This is a genomic window from Marivita sp., from assembly GCF_020055675.1.
In the GTDB taxonomy this organism is placed as follows: Bacteria; Pseudomonadota; Alphaproteobacteria; order Rhodobacterales; family Rhodobacteraceae; genus Marivita.
Genome location: NZ_JAIPUS010000012.1, coordinates 58,578 through 77,409, shown reverse-complemented (window position 1 = coordinate 77,409; position 18,832 = coordinate 58,578). Strand labels below are relative to the sequence as shown.

The 18,832-nt window shown below is 62.3% G+C and carries 21 protein-coding genes and 1 tRNA gene; 5 read left to right on the top strand and 17 right to left on the bottom strand.

All coding sequences use genetic code 11. The annotated features are described in order from the left end of the window. Positions 1 to 2: 2 nt before the first annotated feature. Positions 3 to 1,517, top strand: a complete 1,515-nt coding sequence (trpE, locus tag LCF59_RS10075; RefSeq protein ID WP_292287337.1) for an anthranilate synthase component I — start codon at positions 3 to 5, stop codon at positions 1,515 to 1,517. Between the two features lie 197 nt (positions 1,518 to 1,714). Here the strand turns inward: trpE and LCF59_RS10070 are convergent, their stop codons facing one another. Beyond that, positions 1,715 to 2,128, bottom strand: coding sequence for a SufE family protein (locus LCF59_RS10070; RefSeq protein WP_292287336.1), 414 nt, complete (start codon positions 2,126 to 2,128; stop codon positions 1,715 to 1,717). 133 nt (positions 2,129 to 2,261) lie between these two features. On the opposite strand from LCF59_RS10070, the gene LCF59_RS10065 reads away from it, so the two are divergent. Then, positions 2,262 to 2,780: a hypothetical protein gene (locus LCF59_RS10065; RefSeq protein ID WP_292287335.1), complete on the top strand. Its 519-nt coding sequence runs from the start codon at positions 2,262 to 2,264 to the stop codon at positions 2,778 to 2,780. Positions 2,781 to 2,873: 93 nt separating this feature from the next. Here the strand turns inward: LCF59_RS10065 and rnd are convergent, their stop codons facing one another. The 3 genes from rnd to purM form a co-directional block, all read right to left on the bottom strand. Beyond that, positions 2,874 to 4,031 carry a ribonuclease D gene (gene rnd / locus LCF59_RS10060; protein ID WP_292287334.1) on the bottom strand — a complete coding sequence of 386 codons (1,158 nt, stop codon included), beginning with the start codon at positions 4,029 to 4,031 and terminating at the stop codon, positions 2,874 to 2,876. 72 nt (positions 4,032 to 4,103) lie between these two features. Beyond that, positions 4,104 to 4,697 carry a phosphoribosylglycinamide formyltransferase gene (gene purN / locus LCF59_RS10055; RefSeq protein WP_292287333.1) on the bottom strand — a complete coding sequence of 198 codons (594 nt, stop codon included), beginning with the start codon at positions 4,695 to 4,697 and terminating at the stop codon, positions 4,104 to 4,106. After that, on the bottom strand, positions 4,694 to 5,740 hold the full coding sequence (gene purM, locus LCF59_RS10050) for a phosphoribosylformylglycinamidine cyclo-ligase (RefSeq protein WP_292287332.1): 1,047 nt from the start codon (positions 5,738 to 5,740) through the stop codon (positions 4,694 to 4,696). The genes purN and purM overlap by 4 nt, the downstream gene beginning before the upstream one ends. A 114-nt stretch (positions 5,741 to 5,854) precedes the next feature. Here purM and LCF59_RS10045 point away from each other — a divergent pair. Then, positions 5,855 to 5,931: transfer RNA gene (locus LCF59_RS10045), tRNA-Ile, on the top strand. Positions 5,932 to 5,961: 30 nt separating this feature from the next. On the opposite strand, the gene LCF59_RS10040 is transcribed toward LCF59_RS10045, so the two are convergent. Then, on the bottom strand, positions 5,962 to 6,681 hold the full coding sequence (locus tag LCF59_RS10040; RefSeq protein WP_292287331.1) for a sirohydrochlorin chelatase: 720 nt from the start codon (positions 6,679 to 6,681) through the stop codon (positions 5,962 to 5,964). Positions 6,682 to 6,690: 9 nt separating this feature from the next. Next, positions 6,691 to 6,906, bottom strand: coding sequence for a hypothetical protein (locus tag LCF59_RS10035; RefSeq protein ID WP_292287330.1), 216 nt, complete (start codon positions 6,904 to 6,906; stop codon positions 6,691 to 6,693). A 132-nt stretch (positions 6,907 to 7,038) separates the two neighbouring features. Here LCF59_RS10035 and LCF59_RS10030 point away from each other — a divergent pair, with 132 nt between their 5' ends. Then, a complete protein-coding gene (locus tag LCF59_RS10030) occupies positions 7,039 to 7,980 on the top strand; it encodes a lysophospholipid acyltransferase family protein (protein WP_292287329.1) in 942 nt (313 codons plus the stop codon). On the opposite strand, the gene LCF59_RS10025 is transcribed toward LCF59_RS10030, so the two are convergent. Further along, positions 7,944 to 8,654, bottom strand: coding sequence for a thioredoxin family protein (locus LCF59_RS10025; protein ID WP_292287328.1), 711 nt, complete (start codon positions 8,652 to 8,654; stop codon positions 7,944 to 7,946). The two genes, LCF59_RS10030 and LCF59_RS10025, sit on opposite strands and share 37 nt — an antisense overlap. 217 nt (positions 8,655 to 8,871) lie before the next feature. Between LCF59_RS10025 and acnA the strand changes: the two genes are divergently transcribed. Beyond that, the gene (gene acnA / locus LCF59_RS10020; RefSeq protein ID WP_292287327.1) at positions 8,872 to 11,661 is read left to right on the top strand and encodes an aconitate hydratase AcnA; all 2,790 of its coding nucleotides are present in this window, start codon (positions 8,872 to 8,874) and stop codon (positions 11,659 to 11,661) included. Positions 11,662 to 12,035: 374 nt separating this feature from the next. Here the strand turns inward: acnA and LCF59_RS10015 are convergent, their stop codons facing one another. From LCF59_RS10015 to yajC, 10 genes are all read right to left on the bottom strand, one after another. Continuing rightward, complete coding sequence (locus LCF59_RS10015) at positions 12,036 to 12,575, bottom strand: DsbE family thiol:disulfide interchange protein (protein WP_292287326.1); 540 nt, start codon at positions 12,573 to 12,575, stop codon at positions 12,036 to 12,038. Further along, positions 12,568 to 12,723, bottom strand: a complete 156-nt coding sequence (gene ccmD, locus LCF59_RS10010) for a heme exporter protein CcmD (RefSeq protein WP_367273382.1) — start codon at positions 12,721 to 12,723, stop codon at positions 12,568 to 12,570. Before ccmD ends, LCF59_RS10015 begins: the two co-directional genes overlap by 8 nt. After that, positions 12,723 to 13,451 (bottom strand): heme ABC transporter permease, encoded by a 729-nt coding sequence (locus tag LCF59_RS10005; RefSeq protein WP_292287325.1) that lies wholly within the window; start codon positions 13,449 to 13,451, stop codon positions 12,723 to 12,725. The genes ccmD and LCF59_RS10005 overlap by 1 nt, the downstream gene beginning before the upstream one ends. A gap of 58 nt (positions 13,452 to 13,509) precedes the next feature. Then, the gene (gene ccmB / locus LCF59_RS10000) at positions 13,510 to 14,166 is read right to left on the bottom strand and encodes a heme exporter protein CcmB (protein WP_292287324.1); all 657 of its coding nucleotides are present in this window, start codon (positions 14,164 to 14,166) and stop codon (positions 13,510 to 13,512) included. Further along, a complete protein-coding gene (ccmA, locus tag LCF59_RS09995; protein ID WP_292287323.1) occupies positions 14,163 to 14,777 on the bottom strand; it encodes a heme ABC exporter ATP-binding protein CcmA in 615 nt (204 codons plus the stop codon). The genes ccmB and ccmA overlap by 4 nt, the downstream gene beginning before the upstream one ends. A gap of 134 nt (positions 14,778 to 14,911) precedes the next feature. Continuing rightward, positions 14,912 to 15,268: an Mth938-like domain-containing protein gene (locus LCF59_RS09990; RefSeq protein WP_292287322.1), complete on the bottom strand. Its 357-nt coding sequence runs from the start codon at positions 15,266 to 15,268 to the stop codon at positions 14,912 to 14,914. Positions 15,269 to 15,282: 14 nt separating this feature from the next. Next, entirely contained in the window at positions 15,283 to 15,867 is a 585-nt protein-coding gene (locus tag LCF59_RS09985; protein WP_292287321.1) for a TSUP family transporter, read from the bottom strand. Continuing rightward, entirely contained in the window at positions 15,860 to 16,828 is a 969-nt protein-coding gene (gene secF / locus LCF59_RS09980; protein ID WP_292287320.1) for a protein translocase subunit SecF, read from the bottom strand. Before secF ends, LCF59_RS09985 begins: the two co-directional genes overlap by 8 nt. Positions 16,829 to 16,846: 18 nt before the next feature. Further along, a complete protein-coding gene (gene secD / locus LCF59_RS09975) occupies positions 16,847 to 18,505 on the bottom strand; it encodes a protein translocase subunit SecD (protein ID WP_292287319.1) in 1,659 nt (552 codons plus the stop codon). Positions 18,506 to 18,537: 32 nt separating this feature from the next. Continuing rightward, on the bottom strand, positions 18,538 to 18,825 hold the full coding sequence (yajC, locus tag LCF59_RS09970; protein ID WP_292287318.1) for a preprotein translocase subunit YajC: 288 nt from the start codon (positions 18,823 to 18,825) through the stop codon (positions 18,538 to 18,540). Positions 18,826 to 18,832: the final 7 nt, after the last annotated feature.

Here is an 18,832-nt window from a genome sequence, read left to right as displayed (position 1 = left end):
CAATGGCCAGCCTGACCCCCGATTTCAACAGCTTCGCCCGCGCCTTCGAGGCCGGACAAAACCAGGTGGTCTATGCCCGGCTCGCCGCAGATCTCGACACGCCGGTCTCACTGATGCTCAAGCTGACCGGGGCCGGAAAGGATACCTTCGTCCTTGAAAGCGTCACCGGCGGCGAAGTGCGCGGGCGCTACTCGATCATCGGCATGAAGCCGGATGTGGTGTGGCAATGTCATGGGGCCCAAAGCCGGATCAATCGCGCCGCTCGCTACGACCCTGACGCGTTCGAACCACAGCAGGACGATCCACTCACCGCTCTCCGCGCCCTGATCGCCGAATCGCAGATCGACCTGCCCGATGACCTGCCACAATCCGCGGCGGGCCTCTTCGGTTACCTGGGATACGACATGATCCGGCTGGTCGAACACTTGCCCGATATCAACCCGGATCCGCTCGGTTTGCCCGATGCCATGCTGCAGCGGCCGTCGGTCGTCGCGGTCCTCGACGGCGTCAAAGGCGAGGTCACGGTGGTCTCCCCCGCCTGGGTCACCGAGGGCCAAACCGCGCGCGCCGCCTACGCCCAGGCCGCAGAACGTGTCATGGACGCCGTTCGCGATCTCGAACGTGCGCTCCCGCAACAGGCCCGCGAAATCGGGGATGCCACGGATATCGCGCCACCGGTGTCGAATTTCACCCATGAGGCCTACAAGCAGGCCGTCGAAAAAGCCAAGGCCTATATCCGCGGGGGCGACATCTTCCAGGTCGTTCCCGCACAGCGCTGGACGCAGGACTTCGTACAACCTCCGTTCGCGCTGTATCGGTCCTTGCGAAGGACAAACCCTTCGCCCTTCATGTTCTACTTCAACTTCGGCGGCTTCCAGGTGATCGGCGCAAGCCCCGAGATCCTCGTGCGGGTCTTCGGCAATGACGTCACCATTCGCCCGATCGCAGGCACCCGTCCGCGCGGCGCGACCCCGGCCGAGGATGACGCGCTCGAAAAAGACCTGTTGGGTGATGCCAAGGAATGCGCCGAACACCTGATGCTGTTGGACCTCGGCCGCAACGACGTGGGCCGCGTCGCGAAAATCGGCACCGTGCAGCCGACCGAAAAATTCATCATCGAACGCTACAGCCACGTCATGCATATCGTCTCGAACGTCGTTGGCGAGTTGAGCGACCAGCATGACGCGCTTTCCGCCCTGCTCGCAGGCTTGCCGGCAGGGACCGTCTCGGGGGCACCCAAAGTCCGCGCGATGGAAATCATCGACGAACTCGAACCGGAAAAGCGCGGAATTTACGGTGGCGGTGTCGGGTATTTCAGCGCCGGTGGCGACATGGATATGTGTATCGCCCTGCGCACCGCCTTGGTGAAAGACAAGAAACTCTACATCCAGGCCGGCGGCGGCATTGTCCATGACAGCGACCCGGAATCCGAGTACCAGGAAACCGTGCACAAATCCAACGCGATCCGCCGTGCCGCCGCCGATGCGGCGCGCTTTACCGGAAACGGCAACACCTGAGTCCACCGGTGATGGGGGGCTCTGCCCCCGTCGCGCTGCGCGCGCCTCCCCCGGGATATTTGAAAAACGAAGACGGCATCAGCGTGATCCCGACGTCTCTGGTTTCGAAATATCCCGGGGGTTTGGGGGCAGAGCCCCCAACGGCGGACCGGCCCGCAGGGGCGGTCCGCTGAACCTGCATGCCGCAGGCGTTCAATCTAACTTGAAGAAGCCCGCGCAAAGCTTTGCAAACGTTCGATCATCGCGCGCAGCCCGTTGGAGCGTTGCGCCGACAGGTGGTCGTTCAGACCCAGGCGACCCAACTCGGCCCGCGCGTCGATGGCGGCGACTTCATCGGGAGGCAAGTCGTTATAGAGCTTGCGCAGCACCGCGATCAGCCCATTGACGATCATCGCATCCGACTCGCCGTCAAAGGTCAGCGCATCGCCCTCGATCTGCGGATGCAGCCAGACCTGGCTGGCACAGCCATCGACCTTGGTCGCCGGCACCTTGAGCGCATCCGGCAACGGCTCCATCGCCTTGCCCAGTTCGATCACCATGCGATAGCGATCTTCCCAATCCTCCAGAAATTCGAAATCCTCGACAATCTCTTCAAATGCAGCGTTGGCCATCGGACTCTCCGGTCTGTCACTGTGCTTTCCAGACACCTAGGCAGGCGCGCTGCAAACGTCCAGACCAGGCTTGGCGCTTTTCAATGGCGGTGCAATCGGTTACGTCGATAGGGCACAGGCAGAGGGACCGACCATGCGCAAACCCGTGACGCTCTTGATCCTTGCAACGGTGATCCTGACCGGTTGCGCCACCATCAGCTCTTCGCGCCTCAATCCGTTGAACTGGTTCGGAACAAGCGCCCCTGATCCGGCGGCGGCGGCGAGTGGGGCCGAAAGCAACGTGAACCCGCTTATTCCGCGTCGCAGCTTTTCTATCTTTCGCAGCGGTCAGCCCGAAGCCTTTGCAGGCCGCCCGATTGCCAACATCACCGAATTGCTGGTCGAACGCCGTCCCGGCGGGGCAATCATCCGCGCCACCGGTCAGGCCAATCGAGCCGGGCCGTTCGATGTGCGTCTTGTCGGGGATGAGGCAGCGTCGAATCCGTCAACGCTCGTGTTCGATCTCAAGGCCCTGCAACAGGCCGGGCCCCGCAACGTCGGTCCACGGGCCCGTCAGGTGACCGCGGCGCGCTACATTTCCGATCAGGACCTCGGCGGCATCCGCACGATCACGGTGCGCGGGGCCAACAACGCCCGCACGACTCGGCGTTAGACCGGACCCGTCGCGGCGGCCCCACGGGACCGGTTTCCCGCGTCCGGGACGTGCATCTGAGGGTCAGAGCGGCTCGTTTGCAGGCGTGATGCGCTACAGGTCGACAATCTCGACATGCTTGCCCTTGGCGGCAAGCGCCACCTGCCCCTCGCACAGGCGCAACGCGTCATGGCCGAACACCTCGTGCCGCCACCCGCGCAGTGCGGGCATATCCCGCTCTCCCGATGCCAGCGCATCCAGCTCCGACGATGTCGCGATCAACTTTGACGCCACGCCGGACGCTTCGGTCTTTGCCTTGAGCAGCACGCGCAGCAGGTCCGCCAGGGCCGGGTTCACTTGCTGCGATTGCCGGGCCTGGTCGGTCGCGGGCAATTGATCCTTGGGCATGTTTTGGCCTTTTTGAACCGCCGTCAGGATCCCCTCCGCGATCTCGCCCTTGCGCGCTTCGCGCAGGAGCAGCCTCGACCGGCTCAGATCGCCCAGGTCCTTGGGCTTGGTCGAGGCCATCTCGATCAGGGCATCATCCTTGAACACCCGGTTGCGCGGCACGTTGCGCTCTTGCGCATAGGCCTCGCGGAAGCGGGCCAGCTCTTTCACGAGAGCCAGAAACCGCGGCGCATTTGACCGTGTCTTGACGCGCATCCAGGCCTCATCCGGCTGGGTGACATAGGTCTCTGGTGCCAGAAGCGTTGCGATCTCTTCTTCGACCCATTTCTCGCGCCCCGTCTCGGCCAATCGATTGCGAAGGTATTCGTAGATCACCCGCAAATGCGTCACGTCCGCCAGCGCATAGGCTTTTTGCTGGTCGGACAACGGTCGCCGCGACCAGTCGGTGAAGCGCGAAGATTTATCGAGCGATTGCTTGGCAATCTTGCGTACCAGGGTTTCATACCCGGCCTGTTCACCAAATCCCGCCACCATCGCCGCGACCTGGCTGTCGAAAAGCGGTTTCGGGATCACCCCGTGGTCGATATGAAAAATCTCCAGGTCCTGCCGCGCCGCGTGGAACACCTTGACCACCGATTGGTCGCGGAAGAGGTCCAGCAATGGATCAAGCGACAAGCCGTCCACAAGCGGATCGACCAGGGCGGCATCGGTTTCGCCGTTCCCGCGATAGGCCACCTGGATCAGGCAGAGCTTCGAATAATAGGTCCGCTCGCGCAGAAATTCGGTATCCACGGTCACATACGCCGTTTCCGCAGCCCGCGCGCAAAAATCGGCAAGGTCTTTCGTGGTGGTGATTATGTGCATAATTCGCGTCGTTCGCTTGTAAGGTCGAGTGCCGCACCCAAGCACGGGCGCAACGGAAAGGCCAGAGCTTGCTTATGGCAGATCAATCCGCGTGCGGATGCCTTCGGCAAAGCGGCGCAGAACCATCGGGTAGAGCTGGTGTTCCAGCGGCAGCACACGGTCAGCCAGTGCTTCTGACGTATCACCGGGTTGGATCGCAACGCGGGCCTGGCCAAGCACGCGGCCGCCATCAAGCTCGGCCGTGACCTCGTGCACCGAACAGCCAGCCTCTGTGTCGCCTGCCTCGATCGCACGCCGATGTGTATGCAGCCCTTTGTATTTCGGCAGCAGAGACGGATGGATGTTGAGCATTTTTCCCTGCCAGCGCAAGACGAAGCGGTCGGTCAGCACGCGCATGAACCCGGCCAGGCAGATGATGTCAGGCCGCGCCTGATCCAGAACCGTGGTCAATGCGTCTTCGAACGCGGCGCGATTCGATCCGAAGGGCCGGTGATCGACCACCGCCGTCACGATGCCGCGCGCTCTGGCTTTTTCCAAGCCGGCCGCCTCGGCGCTGTTGGACAGGACCAGAACGGGTCGCGCAGGATGATCGCCGGTCATGTCCTCGACCAGCGACATCATGTTGGACCCGCCACCCGAAATCAGGATCGCAACGCGTTTTGTCAAAGCAGCGCGCCCGTGTAGGTCACATGCGGCGTTCCGGTCACACTGCCGATCTCGACCACCGTCTCGCCCGCCTCTTGCAGGACCGATGTCAGCGCCGAGGCTTGTTCCTGGGTCACGACAAGGATCATGCCGAATCCGCAATTGAAGGTCTTGAGCAGTTCCGTCTCGGTCATCCCGCCGGTTTTTGCCAACCACTGAAACACCGGCGGCAGGGTCCAGGCGGAGAGGTCGATCTCGGCACCCAAGCCGTCGGGCAACACGCGCGGCAGGTTCTCGGTCAACCCGCCGCCGGTGATATGGGCCAGCGCATGCACGCCGCCTGCCTGTACGGCCGCCAGCACCTGCGTCACGTAAAGCCGCGTCGGCGTAAGCAGCGCGGCCCCCAGGGTTTCCGCGCTCCACGGGCACTTCGCGTCCCAGCCGAGACCCGACATCTCGACCAGCTTGCGCACGAGGGAATAGCCGTTGGAATGCACACCATCCGAGGCAAGGCCCAGAAGCACATCTCCCTCGGCGACGCCGCAGGGCAGCTCCGTGCCGCGCTCCATCGCGCCGACGGCAAAGCCCGCGAGGTCGAAATCTCCGGCCGGATACATGCCCGGCATTTCCGCCGTCTCGCCCCCGATCAGCGCACAGCCCGACCGCGTGCAGCCTTCGGCAATGCCCTCGATCACCCGCGCGGCTGTGTCGGTGTCGAGCGCGCCCGTCGCGAAATAGTCGAGGAAAAACAATGGCTCTGCACCCTGGCAGACCAGGTCGTTCACGCACATCGCCACCAGGTCGATGCCCACGCCATCGACATGGCCCGTGTCGATCGCGATGCGCAGCTTGGTACCGACGCCGTCGGTTGCCGCGACCAGAACCGGATCGCTATACCCCGCGCCCTTGAGGTCGAAGAGCGCGCCAAAGCCCCCCAGCCCCGACATCACGCCGGGCCGTACCGTGCGTTTCGCGGCCGGTTTGATACGCTCCACCAACGCGTTGCCCGCGTCTATATCCACACCCGCTTGCCGGTAGGTGATGCCGGTCTTGCCGTCGCTCATGCCGCAGTCTCCAATGGTCGCGGCTGGCTTAGCGCAGGCATTCACACGAGTCCATCATCCGCGTGCCACAGCTCTTGACGCGCCCCGACCGTCTGCTAGTGAAACACATATGGCGGGCCTGTAGCTCAATTGGTTAGAGCAGAGCGCTCATAACGCTTTGGTTGCGGGTTCAAGTCCTGCCGGGCCTACCATATCGCCCTGTTTTGCAAGAGACGCCGCTTTCAGAAAACGCATTTTGACACATCCGGCGTCGTCGCCCGCCAGCGCAGCGCATCCGCGATCATCCTCGGCACCTCCGCGTGCAGGCCAATCGGGTCGAGCACGATGCCCTGAAACCCGGACGCCGCAACCGCCTCTGGCAGATCCTCCAGAACATGGCCGCGCCGGGCCGCGAAGAACGGCAGGCAGATCGCGGTCGGTCCAAGCCCGGACAGCGCATCGGTCAGGGACGGGTCTTCCTCTACGAATCCGCAGCGCAGCGAGCGGGGTTTGAAATCCTCTGCCACGCGCGCCGCAAAAGCGCGCGTCGCCTCGGACACGCGGCGCGATTTGCCAGAGCCGTGGCCCGCGATCACGAGGTCGCAGCCATGCGGATCGATCGCCCCATAGGTACAGACCTGAAAAAGCCACCGTGCGGCCAGGATCGGCAAGGTGCAGTCGAGACCGAAACTGACCATTTGCGGTCCAACACCGGCGGTCAAGCGCTTTGGCAACTGGCTTTGCGTGAACCAGCCATCGGCCATGAACATCGGATAGACCAACGCGCCGGGCCGCTCTGCGGACAGCGCCTCGATCCGGCCCTTGGCGGCAAGCGTCACACCGTCGATTTGCGCCTCCGGCACATGCTGCGCCACCGCAGAGGCAAGGGCAGCGATTTCCGCCTCGCCCGCCTCCGGGTTTGAAGGTTGGCCGTGGCTGACGATGAGGGCGTTGAACATCATGGGCTCCTCCTAGCGCGACGCCATGCGGATAGCACTATCAAGGCCGATCACTTCGCCGCACCGCATCCGGGTATCGACGATATGCCGCACCAGCGCCGCGAATTGCGTCGGATCTCCCGAACGGGACGGGATCGGGACCTGCGCGGACAGCATGCGGGACATGGCGGCCCCAAGGCCCGGGGCGCCGCCCGCAATGACGGCAATCGTTTCCGACGTGATTTGCATGTGTTGCTCCCTCTGGTTGGCGTGTATCTATTGCGTGGGCGCTTCGGCTGACAAGCCCGTTGCAACGGGCTTTGACACGCGATTTCGAAATCGCGTATCAAACGCCTTCGAAGGCGTTTGCCCGCCGATCTCATGAAAAGGTTGACCTTGGCCAAGACGAACCCGCGCATGCCTGCCTCCGGCGGCTGGAAGGACTGGGCAACGGACCGCGTGTTGCGCGGGACGATCTGGCTGGCGCTCTCGCTGCCATTGCGGGTGCGATTGTGGCTGATGGGGTGGCTGGTGCGGCGCGTGGTGGCGCCGTTTGCCGGCTACCGGCAGCGTGCGATGGACAACCTCGCCCATGTCTGGCCCGAGATGGGCGCCTTGGACCGCCAAAGGCTGGCGGACCGGGTGGCCGACAATGCCGGGCGCACGATGATCGACAATTATGACGTGCATGGCCTGTTGCGCCGGATGGCCGATGCGCCGATCCGCGGCGAGGGCCTTGCAGCCGTGCAGGGCGCCAGGGCAGAGGGGCGTCCGGTTCTGTTCGTCACGGGGCATTTCGGCAATTTCGAAGCGCCGCGTGCCGCCCTGGTGGCGCGGGGGTACCGCATTGGCGGTCTGTATCGCCCCATGTCGAATCCCTTTTTCAACGCCCATTACGCGGCCAACATGCACAAGCTGTCCGATCCCGTGTTCAAACAAGGGCGACGCGGCACGATGGGGCTGATCCGGCATATCCGGGAGGGCGGCATGGGGGTTTTGCTTTTCGATGTCTACGACAGCGCCGGTGTCCCCATCGACTTCATGGGCCGGCCCGCGCCGACCCTGACGTCCGCGGCGGATATCGCGCTCAAGACCGGGGCGCTCCTGGTGCCTTTTTTCGGCATTCGGCACCCGGATGGCGTGGGCATCGACGCCGTGTTCGAAGCCCCCGTACCGCATGGCGACCCGGTCGAGATGATGCGGCATGTTACCGAACGGCTCGAGGCGCGCATTCGCGAGAACCCGGAACAATGGTTCTGGATTCACCGCCGCTGGAAGCCGAAACGTCAGCGCAAGCGCGCCGCGGCAAAGATGGCCCCGTGACCTTTTTCCTGAACAAGCACGACGATCGGACGCGGGCCCTCCACCGGCACGGCCTGAGATAATTCAGACGCGCCGTCCCAGTCGCCGACATCCGTCCACTCGGTCACGATAAAGCTGTGCGCCAGCGTCTTGCCTGCATTTTCGCCTCGCGCGACGTCGACCGTGGCGGACGGCCGGTAGCGCACCACGATTACATCGGCACCGGCGGCGGCAGCGGTGATATGGCTGTTCGGGCGGCTTTTGATCGTCAATATTCCGTCAGCCCGGTCGATGTCGAGCTTTGCCGGCAGCCCCTTGGCCTTGTGCGCCTGAACAAGATCAGACACGTCCATCGTGCGTGTGCCGACCACCGAATCGCTGCCGTTGATGACCATCTGCGGTGTGTAGATGATGTTTGTACCAAGGCTGTGCGCATAGGCTTTTTGACGCTTGGTAAAGGCCGGCATGGCGAATTTGTCCTTCCAGCCGATGTAATCCCAGTAATCCACATGCAGCGCCAGCGGGATGATGTCCTCGTAATCCCCAAGCCGGGCCAGCAACGCATCCGCCGGCGGGCAGGCCGAGCAGCCTTGAGAGGTATAGAGCTCGACCACGACAGGCGCGTTTTCGGCGCGCAGGCTGGTCACCGGCACCCCCAACATGAGTATTGTCACAAACGCAAAAAACCTGTTCATCGAGTTCCGGTCCTGTCCCATCCGAGCCAACGTGACAGATAGCCATCTCTGAGTGAAATGACCAATCAACGTTTTGCGATAGCATGTGTGTCCACGGTGTCCCGATGAATTGTGCACAATAGTATACAAATATTGTCGCACCCCCCTTGATCGCTTCCGGGGCATCAGGCAAATAACACTACAGACACCTGAATTATCCCCTCTGAGGAGCCATGTCATGCCCATCACAGTTGGTCAGGATACTGCCAAAACCCGCAAGACTTTGACGGTCAATGGCAAATCCGTAGCCTATTACTCAATTCCCGCTGCCGAAGAAGCCGGATTCGGAACTTTCTCCACCCTGCCCGCCTCGCTCAAGGTCGTGCTCGAAAACATACTGCGCTTCGAGGACGGCAAGACTGTCACGGTCGATGACATCACCGCGTTTTCCGACTGGGCAAAGAATGGCGGCAAGGGCACCCGCGAACTTGCCTACCGTCCGGCGCGCGTGCTGATGCAGGACTTCACCGGCGTGCCGGCCGTCGTCGATCTTGCCGCGATGCGCGACGGCATCAAGGCGCTTGGCGGCGATGCACAAAAGATCAACCCGTTGAACCCGGTCGATCTGGTGATCGACCACTCGGTCATGATCGACGAATTCGGCAATCCCCGGGCCTTCCAGATGAACGTGGATCGCGAATACGAACGCAACATGGAACGCTACCAGTTCCTCAAATGGGGCCAGGGCGCGTTCAACAACTTCCGCGTGGTGCCGCCGGGCACCGGCATCTGCCATCAGGTCAATCTCGAATACCTTGCCCAGACCGTATGGACAGACGAGGACCAGAACGGCGAAACCGTCGCCTATCCCGATACGCTTGTCGGCACCGACAGCCACACCACCATGGTCAACGGCGCGGCCGTTCTGGGCTGGGGCGTCGGCGGGATCGAGGCCGAGGCCGCGATGCTGGGTCAGCCGATTTCGATGCTGATCCCCGAAGTGATCGGCTTCGAGCTGACCGGTGAAATGACGGAAGGCACCACCGGCACCGACCTGGTGCTCAAGGTCGTCGAGATGCTGCGCGCCAAGGGCGTGGTCGGCAAGTTCGTGGAATTCTACGGCGACGGTCTCGACACGCTGCCGCTGGCCGACCGCGCGACGATTGCCAACATGGCGCCCGAATACGGTGCCACTTGCGGCTTTTTCCCGATCGACCGCGAAACCCTGCGCTACATGGAACTGACCGGCCGCGACACCGACCGGATCGCCTTGGTCGAAGCCTATGCCAAGGAAAACGGCTTCTGGCGCGACGAAACCTATGCACCGGTCTACACCGACACGCTGGGCCTGGACATGAGTACGGTCGTCCCGGCGATTTCCGGTCCCAAGCGCCCGCAGGATCACATCGCACTGGATATGGCTGCCAAGGAATTCGGAAAATATGTCGACGGCTTCCGCGAAGGCCGTGATGTCAAGGCCACCGAAGAAACCCGCTGGAAAGGCGAAGGCGGCGCACCGGAACCCGATGATATCCCGGGCGATACCGGCACGCACCAGCATGGCTTCGTCAGCGACAAGGACAGCCATTATCAGTTGCACGACGGTTCGGTGGTGATCGCCTCGATCACCTCCTGCACGAACACCTCGAACCCCTATGTCATGATCGGGGCGGGCCTTGTCGCCCGCAAGGCACACGAACTGGGACTGACGCGCAAGCCGTGGGTCAAGACTTCGCTGGCGCCGGGTTCGAAGGTGGTGACAGACTACCTCGAAGCGGCCGAATTGCAGGACGATCTCGACGCCCTGGGCTTTAACTTGGTGGGCTATGGCTGCACCACCTGCATCGGCAATTCCGGCCCTCTGGCGCCCGAGATTTCCAAGTGCATCAACGACAACGACCTGATCGGGGTCTCGGTGCTGTCAGGCAACCGCAACTTCGAAGGGCGCATCAGCCCGGATGTGCGTGCCAACTACCTCGCCAGCCCGCCCCTCGTCGTGGTCTATGCGCTGGTGGGTGACATGAATGTCGATATCACCCGCGAACCCCTCGGGCAGGACAAGAACGGCAACGACGTCTTCCTGAAAGACATCTGGCCAAGCCAGCAAGAGATTGCAGAACTCGTTGAAAAAACCGTGACCCGCGAGTCTTTCATCGAGAAATACGGTGAGGTTTTCGAAGGCGATGAGAAGTGGCAGTCGGTCGAGACGTCCGACGCCGAGACCTATGACTGGCCGCCGCAATCGACCTATGTCCAGAACCCACCCTATTTCCAGGGGATGGAAAAGACCCCGGGCACGATCTCCAATATCGAAGATGCCCGTGTTCTGGCGCTCCTTGGCGACATGGTGACGACGGACCACATCAGCCCGGCCGGATCGTTCAAGGAAAGCACACCCGCGGGTCAGTACCTCGTCGAACGGCAGGTGCCCGCGCGTGAATTCAACTCCTATGGGTCGCGGCGCGGCAATCACCAGGTGATGATGCGGGGCACCTTCGCCAATATCCGAATCAAGAACGAAATGCTGGATGGTGTCGAAGGCGGCTACACAAAGGGTCCGGACGGTGAACAGACCTCGATCTACGACGCGGCGATGGCCTATCAGGAGGCGGGCACGCCGCTGGTGATCTTCGGTGGCGAACAGTATGGCGCGGGCTCGTCGCGGGACTGGGCCGCCAAGGGGACGGCTCTTCTGGGTGTCAAGGCGGTGATCGCCGAAAGCTTTGAGCGGATTCACCGGTCGAACCTTGTCGGCATGGGTGTGATCCCGTTCGAATTCACCGGCGGGGACACCCGCAAAACGCTGGGCCTGACCGGTAACGAGACGGTGAGTATCGAGGGGCTGGACAACGTCACCCCGCAGGCCATCTTGCCTTGCCACATCACCTATGCAGACGGATCGACCAAGACGATCGATCTCAAGTGCCGGATCGATACCGCGATCGAGATCGAGTATATCGAACATGGCGGTGTGCTGCACTACGTGCTGCGCGACCTGGCCGGACGCGACGCAATCGCGGCTGAATGACAAATCGTTAATATTCACGATCACGGAGGCGGGCTTGCGGGCCCGCCTTTTTCATATCTACGCACGATTGCTACCGACGCCGACGTGTTCCCGAACTGCCTCCGCCTTGGGCAGGTGGCATGATCTCGCCGGAAAACGCAACGGAACTGCGAAAGAGAAGCGCTGAGTCTGGCACATCCTGTCGCATGTGACAGCTTGGCCCCTTCAAGTTTGGCGGCCCAGCCCCAAATGGTCAGTGAACAGGCACCGCAGTTACGAGCTTCAACATGAAAATTCTGACCCTAATTCAGACCGCTGCCCTGCTCTTCATCGCAGGTGCAAGCGTATTTGCCGCCACACCAGAGGCCGTTCAGCCGTTCTTTCCGTAGGAGGGGCTAATCGGCCAGTGCCGCGGCCAAGGCCGGGACGAATCGTTGTTCGTAATCCGACCCGACCAGCGGCCCGGCAAATCGGAACAGGACCGTGCCGTCGCCATCGACAATGAATGTCTCCGGCGGCGCGGTCACACCCCAGTCGATCGAGGTGCGTCCGGCCGGGTCAAAGGGCACAGCGACAAACGGATTGCCATCCTCTTGCAGGTACCGCGACGCGTTTGCTTCCTGATCGCGGATGTTGACGCCGATAATATTCATACCATCGGCTTGCATTTCCAACAGCTTGGGATGTTCAACGCGACATGGCGGGCACCAGCTGGCCCAGAAATTCACCAATGTCACGTCACCCGACGTCAGCATATCCGGCGAAAACGCATCATATCCCGGAAGCGTCGCCTCCGTGATCGGTGGTGCAGGCTGGCCGACACGCGTCGACGGCAGGCCTTGCGGGTCTTCACGGAACATGCCGACATAGGCCATCACCGCGAAGGCCCCGAAAAGCACCGGGGGAAGCACCATCAGGGGCGAAATTCTAGCCATTCTTGCCGCTCCACCGTTCGACTTCGTCAAGTGAAGCACGCACTTTTCTCGCGCGTTTCAGACTGACCAGCACGATCAACGCCAGCAAAGCTACCGTTACCCCGTAAGAGCCAAGGACCGCGACCGCGTATTTGCCAAGCTCCGGCATCAGACTTGTCCTTCACGTGCCAGCAGCGCCCGTGTGCGGCGTGCGCGGATTTCCGTCTGCGTGCGCAGGAACACCAATGCGATGAAAAGCAGAACGAACCCCGCGATGCAGACAAGCAGCGGAAACCAGAACACGTCCGAGATGTTTTCTTCCTTGTCCAGGCTGAGCGTCGCGCCCTGATGCAGCCCCTGGTTCCAGAAGTTCACAGCATAGCGGCTGAGGATCGCAAAGACCGAGCCGACAAGGCACAGGATCGACGTCAGATCGGCGGCGGTGTCGTCATCCTCGATCGCCTCCCAGAGCGCCATATAGCCAAGGTAAAACAGGAACAGGATCAGGAACGAGGTCAGACGTGGATCCCAGGCCCACCATGTTCCCCACATCGGCTGGCCCCAGAATGCCCCTGTCGCCAGCGCGATCAGGGTCATCACAGCCCCCACGGGCGCCGCGGCCCGGGCCGCAAGCGCCGAGACGTGATGCCGGCGGACGATCCAGACAAGAGAGGCGACCAGCATCATCAACCAGGCATTGATCGCCATCAGCGCCGAAGGCACATGGATATAAATGATCTTGACGGTCGACCCCTGCCGGAAGTCATCTGGCGTGAAGAAAAATCCCCAGACAAGACCGACCACAAGGGCGACCACGGCAAAGGTCCAAATCCACGGCAACACCTTGTCGGTGGTGCGGATGAATTTCACCGGATTTGCGTATTCCCACAAAGACATGCATGTCAAATAGGCGGTTCATTGCCCCCCTTCAATTCAAAAAACCGCATGGGACGCGTTATCGCAGATTAATCCTCAGCACCGCGGCGCTGGCAAAGGGCAAAAGCGCGATCACGCCAAGGCTGATCCCCGCCAGGAGCAGCAGCGGCGTCTGTACGGTCAGTCCCTCTGCCCCGCGCCGGGCGACCTCTGCCCCGAAGATCAGGGTCGGGACATAAAGCGGCAACACCAAGAGCGACATCAGCAATCCGCCGCGTTTCAGCCCCACGGTCAAGGCCGCGCCGAACGTGCCGATCACGCTCAGCGCGGGGGTGCCCAGCACAAGGCTGATCACCACCCATTGATAGGCCGGTACGGGCAGGCTCAGCAGGACACCCAGCACCGGGGCGGCCAGAACCAGTGGCAGGCCCGTGGTGATCCAATGCGCGATGGCCTTCACCGTCACGATTCCCTCCATCGGCAGCGGCGCCGTGGCCAGCAGGTCAAGCGATCCATCCTCCCAGTCCAGCGCAAGGATACGGTCCAGCGACAACAGGCAGGCAAGCAGCGCGCCGATCCACAGGATACCCGGCGCGATGCGCGACAAGAGCGCGGTTTCCGGGCCGACACCGAACGGCACAAGCACCGTCACGATCAGGAAGAACGCGAGTCCCAGGCCAAAGCCCCCGCCAGCCCGGATCGCCAGTCTCAGATCCCGCAACAACAGCGCCCTCACAGGAACGCCTCGTCCATCTGGCGCGACCGCGGCCCCGCCTTGTAGGGGGTCAGGTCGAGCACATGGGCCTCGGCCAGTCCAAGGTCGATATGGGTTGCCATCAACGCACTGCCGCCCTGCCCCAGATGGGTGCGCACCGCCTGGGCGAACAGCGCCACCGACGCGGTATCGAGCGACACGGTCGGTTCGTCCAACACCCAGACGGGCCGGCCCGTCACCATAAGCCGCGCCAGCCCAAGCCGGCGTTTTTGCCCGGCGGACAGCGTGCCGGCCATCCGGTCGCGCAATCCCTCCAGGTCGAAAGCGGCGAGGGCCGGTGCGATGTCAGACAGTCCGAACACGGACGCCCAGAAGCGCAGGTTTTCCGTCACGCTCAGCATCGCCTTGAGCCCGTCGGAATGGCCCGAATAGGCAATCTCGTCCTCTGCGCCGGTCACCTGCCCGACTTCGGCGGGCTGCAACCCGGCAACGCTGCGCAAAAGGGTCGTCTTGCCCACACCATTGGGGCCGCGCAGCACCAACGCCTCGCCGGGGGGGACGTCAAATGACACCCCTTCGAGGATCGCAAGCCCCCCTCGGGTGACGGCAAGATCGCGGACAGACAACACCATGACCCCCGCTTAGACCAAGGGCGCGGCTGGCAAAAGCGCGAAAATGTCGCTTGTCGGAATTCGACGCGCGACGATGCCGCCGGGGGCTTTCCGTCAATGGACAGTCACGATGCGTCATCGCATCGCCGCCCCTGCTAATCGACCGGCAACAAGGCCGCCGCGACCCTGCGGCCTTCGGACAGAAGCACGTTATAGGTCCGGCATGCCGCGGGTGAATTCATCGCCTCGACACCCAGCCCCTCGGCTTCGAGCCGGTTGCGCAACGCGGCGGGGATATGGGCAATCTCGGTTCCGGTCCCGATGAACAACACATCCACGTCTTCAACCAGATCAAGAAGCGTCTCGGCGTCCGTGTACCCGCCCCAGGGCCGCGTGCCCATGTAGCCGGTCACAAGCGCGCCGTCGTGCCTCTTGCCTCCGATGCGAAAGAAACCGGGGCCATAGCCGTCGATCGGTTCGGCATCATTAAAGACAACTTCGTTCAGTCGCATGTTTGACCCTCCGTTCACAGATTGTCCCAGAGCGGCACGCCCGCCAGCGTCGCCGCGCTGATAATGGCATAAGCCGCCACGCGATAAAACCGTTCCCTCCGGGGCCGGAACAGGGCCTGCCCGATCAGCGCGCCCGCGCCGTAGGGAACCAGCAGAACACATCCCAAGGCCACGGCAGGCGCTGTCAGAATCCCCTGCAACGCCATCAAGGGCAGCATCAAGAGGCTTGTTGCCGTCAGGAAAACGACGGTTGTGGCCCGTGTCGTGACGACCACCCAGCGGATCGCGGTCACATCCGAGACGCGCAACACCCAGAGCCCCAGGGACGCCGCCACCGCGGCCGACAGGATGAGCACCAGAACCGCCTTGCGGTGCACCAGCGGTAGCGCCCTTGGAAACACGGTCACAAGCGATGACATGGACGAAACCGAAAAGGTTGCGATCGCCATGACCGGCGGCAAGAAGATCACCGCCACCGGCATGAAGACAAGCCCCGCACCGAATCCGGCAAAGCCGTAAACGATACCGGCGACAAGAGTGATCAGGACGATCCAAGCCAGACCCGGCGTTGCCAGGGCGCTCAGACCCGCATCAAGCATCCACGTTGGCGAATTGGTTGCCCGTGGTATCCGTTGGTTTGGACCAGTCCCGCTTGACCCCAAGCCAGAGCAGGATCGCGGAGGCCACGAAAATCGACGAATAGGTGCCGACGATCACACCCCAGATCATCGCAAAGACAAACCCCCGGATGACGTCCCCGCCCAGCACGAAAAGCGACACCAGCGCAAGAAGCGTGGTGACGGAAGTCATGAAGGTTCGGCTGAGCGTTTCGTTGATCGAGATGTTCAGAACCTCCTTCAGGTCCTTCTTCTTGTACTTGATGAGGTTCTCGCGCACCCGGTCAAAGACCACCACCGTGTCGTTGAGCGAATAGCCCACGATGGTCAGAAGCGCCGCGATGATGGCAAGATCGAACTTGATCTGAAGCTCGGAGAATATCCCGATGGTCAGGATCACGTCATGCACCAGCGCCGCCACGGCGCCGAGCGCGAACTGCCATTCGAACCGCAGCCAGATATAAATGAGCACCGCGCCGATGGCGAGCAAGACCGCGATGGCCGCCGTCTGGATCAACTCTCCCGACACTTTCGGGCCGACCGATTCCACCGACACGAATTCGATGTCGGGCACAACTTCGGACAAGGCGGCTTCGACCCGTTCGATCACCTCCACGCTGACGGCCTCTTCGCCCTCCTGCGCCTGTATGCGGACCATGGCCACGTTCTGGTCCGGGCCAAAGGTCGGGTCGAACACCTCCGTGATGCTGACATCCCCCAGTCCGAGCCCGCCAATGGCGTCGCGGTACTGACCGACATCCAGCGGTTCCGCGCTCTGCGTCCGGATCGTCGTGCCGCCCCGGAAATCGATGCCGTAATTCAACCCCTGCAGAAAAAACGACAACAAGGCCAGCACCATCAACAGGCCGGATATGCCAAGCCAGACCTTCCATCGGCTGAAGAAATCGAAATTCGTGTTCTGTTTGACCAGTCGCAAGCGCATATCAGGCCGAGCCCTTCTCTAAACTTCGATTGTCTTGGGGCGACGGCGTTCAAACCACATCACGATCAGAAGCCGGGTGACAAAGATGGCGGTGAAGACCGATGTCAGGATCCCCAGGCCCAGCGTGATCGCAAAGCCGCGCACCGGGCCAGAGCCCATGACAAAAAGGATCGTCGCCGTGATGAACGTGGTAATATTGGCGTCCAGAATGGCCGACAGCGCCTTTTCGTAGCCCAGCTCGATGGCGCGGGCCGGTCCCTTGGCGGTCTTCAATTCCTCGCGGATCCTTTCAAAGATCAGCACGTTGGCATCCACCGCCATGCCGACCGTCAACACGATCCCCGCGATACCGGGCAGCGTGAGCGTTGCGCCGATCAGGCTCAGCAACCCGAAGATCAGCCCGATGTTGATGATCAGCGCCGTATTGGCAAAAAGCCCGAACAGCCCGTAACTGAGCCCCATGAACACAAGCACAGCGACAAAGGCGATGATGGTCGCAATGCGCCCGGCCTCGATGCTGTCCTGGCCCAGTTCCGGGCCGATGGTCCGCTCTTCCAGGAAATCCATGCCGGCAGGCAGGGCACCGGCGCGCAGCAGCACCGCCAGTTGGGTGCTCTCCTCGACGGTGAAATTGCCGGTGATGATCCCCGACCCCCCCGGAATATGGCTCTGGATCACCGGGTCGGACAGAACCTCGTTGTCCAGCACGATGGCGAACGGATTGCCAACATTGGCCGCCGTGTAATCCCCGAAGTCCCGCGCACCAGCCGGATTGAACCGGAAATTGACAGCCGGACGGCCGTTCTGATCGAAGGCCGGCTGCGCATCGACCAATTCATCACCGGTCACGACGGGCGCTTGTTCCAGGATGACATATCCGTCCTGGTCCAGGTAAGGCAGGATCTCGTTGCCGACACCGGCGCGCGCATCGGCATCATCCGTGCGCCCCACAACCGGCTGGAATGTCAGCTGTGCGGTGGTGCCGATGATCTCTTTCAACTCGGCGGCGGAGCCGATTCCCGGCACCTGGATCAGGATCCGGTCGCTGCCCTGCCGCTGGATCGTCGGCTCGCGCGTGCCGACCTCGTCGATGCGGCGGCGGATGATTTCAAGGCTTTGCTGCATCGTGCGTTCATCGGTGGCGATCTGTTCAGCCTCCGACAGGGTCACGACGATGTCCGACCCGTCGGCGCGCACGGTCAGATCGTTGCTCACCGACCCGCTAAGCGACGCCACGGGCTGCGCCAACCCGCGCACCAGCTGAAGCGCACGCTCCATGCCTTCGGGTTGTGAAATGCTTACCCGCAGCTCTCCGGGATCGGACTCCTGAAGGCGGATTGTGCCAACGGTCGCCCGCTCTGGGCGCAAGACGTCGCGCACATCCGGCCACAACGCCTCAAGCCGCGATGCATAGACGTCCTCGACCTTCACCTCTGCCAGAAGATGCGCCCCGCCACGCAAGTCAAGGCCCAGGTTTACCAGGCCAGAGGGCAGGAAGTCGGGCCAGCCGGCGCTCTGCGCCAGCCGTTCGGGCGTCTCGCCAGATTGTTCGATGGCCGCAACGGCATCGTTATGCTGCTCGACACGCGGATAAAATAGATTGGGAAGCGCCAGCCCCAGACCCACCGCTACAGTGGCCCAGATCAGGATGCGCTTCCATAGGTCGATCTGCAACATGGGCGGATGATCCGATGCGGTTCAGGAAGGAATCAGGTGTTGGCCGGCTCTGTCTTGGAGGTGACCTGAGCGATGGTGCTCTGCACCACGCGCACCTTCACACCATCTGCGATTTCGACATCCAGCTCGTTGTTTTCCTTCACCTTGATCACCTTGCCGATCAACCCGCCCTGGGTCACGACAACGTCGCCGCGGCGCAGGTTTTCGACCATTTTCTGATGCTCTTTCATCTTTTTCTGCTGCGGACGGATCAGCAGGAAATACATGATCGCGAAAATCAGGATAAGCGGGATAAACTGGGCAATGGCGTTGCCGTCCATGAGCGTG

Excerpts from the sequence above, each read along its gene's own strand:
- trpE (WP_292287337.1), top strand. The coding sequence starts at position 3 with ATGGCCAGCCTGACCCCCGATTTCAACAGCTTCGCCCGCGCCTTCGAG.
- LCF59_RS10070 (WP_292287336.1), bottom strand. The coding sequence starts at position 2,128 with ATGGCCAACGCTGCATTTGAAGAGATTGTCGAGGATTTCGAATTTCTG.
- LCF59_RS10065 (WP_292287335.1), top strand. The coding sequence starts at position 2,262 with ATGCGCAAACCCGTGACGCTCTTGATCCTTGCAACGGTGATCCTGACC.
- rnd (WP_292287334.1), bottom strand. The coding sequence starts at position 4,031 with ATGCACATAATCACCACCACGAAAGACCTTGCCGATTTTTGCGCGCGG.
- purM (WP_292287332.1), bottom strand. The coding sequence starts at position 5,740 with ATGAGCGACGGCAAGACCGGCATCACCTACCGGCAAGCGGGTGTGGAT.
- LCF59_RS10040 (WP_292287331.1), bottom strand. The coding sequence starts at position 6,681 with ATGATGTTCAACGCCCTCATCGTCAGCCACGGCCAACCTTCAAACCCG.
- LCF59_RS10035 (WP_292287330.1), bottom strand. The coding sequence starts at position 6,906 with ATGCAAATCACGTCGGAAACGATTGCCGTCATTGCGGGCGGCGCCCCG.
- LCF59_RS10030 (WP_292287329.1), top strand. The coding sequence starts at position 7,039 with ATGAAAAGGTTGACCTTGGCCAAGACGAACCCGCGCATGCCTGCCTCC.
- LCF59_RS10025 (WP_292287328.1), bottom strand. The coding sequence starts at position 8,654 with ATGAACAGGTTTTTTGCGTTTGTGACAATACTCATGTTGGGGGTGCCG.
- acnA (WP_292287327.1), top strand. The coding sequence starts at position 8,872 with ATGCCCATCACAGTTGGTCAGGATACTGCCAAAACCCGCAAGACTTTG.
- LCF59_RS10015 (WP_292287326.1), bottom strand. The coding sequence starts at position 12,575 with ATGGCTAGAATTTCGCCCCTGATGGTGCTTCCCCCGGTGCTTTTCGGG.
- ccmD (WP_367273382.1), bottom strand. The coding sequence starts at position 12,723 with ATGCCGGAGCTTGGCAAATACGCGGTCGCGGTCCTTGGCTCTTACGGG.
- LCF59_RS10005 (WP_292287325.1), bottom strand. The coding sequence starts at position 13,451 with ATGTCTTTGTGGGAATACGCAAATCCGGTGAAATTCATCCGCACCACC.
- ccmA (WP_292287323.1), bottom strand. The coding sequence starts at position 14,777 with ATGGTGTTGTCTGTCCGCGATCTTGCCGTCACCCGAGGGGGGCTTGCG.
- LCF59_RS09990 (WP_292287322.1), bottom strand. The coding sequence starts at position 15,268 with ATGCGACTGAACGAAGTTGTCTTTAATGATGCCGAACCGATCGACGGC.
- LCF59_RS09985 (WP_292287321.1), bottom strand. The coding sequence starts at position 15,867 with ATGCTTGATGCGGGTCTGAGCGCCCTGGCAACGCCGGGTCTGGCTTGG.
- secF (WP_292287320.1), bottom strand. The coding sequence starts at position 16,828 with ATGCGCTTGCGACTGGTCAAACAGAACACGAATTTCGATTTCTTCAGC.
- secD (WP_292287319.1), bottom strand. The coding sequence starts at position 18,505 with ATGTTGCAGATCGACCTATGGAAGCGCATCCTGATCTGGGCCACTGTA.
- yajC (WP_292287318.1), bottom strand. The coding sequence starts at position 18,825 with ATGGACGGCAACGCCATTGCCCAGTTTATCCCGCTTATCCTGATTTTC.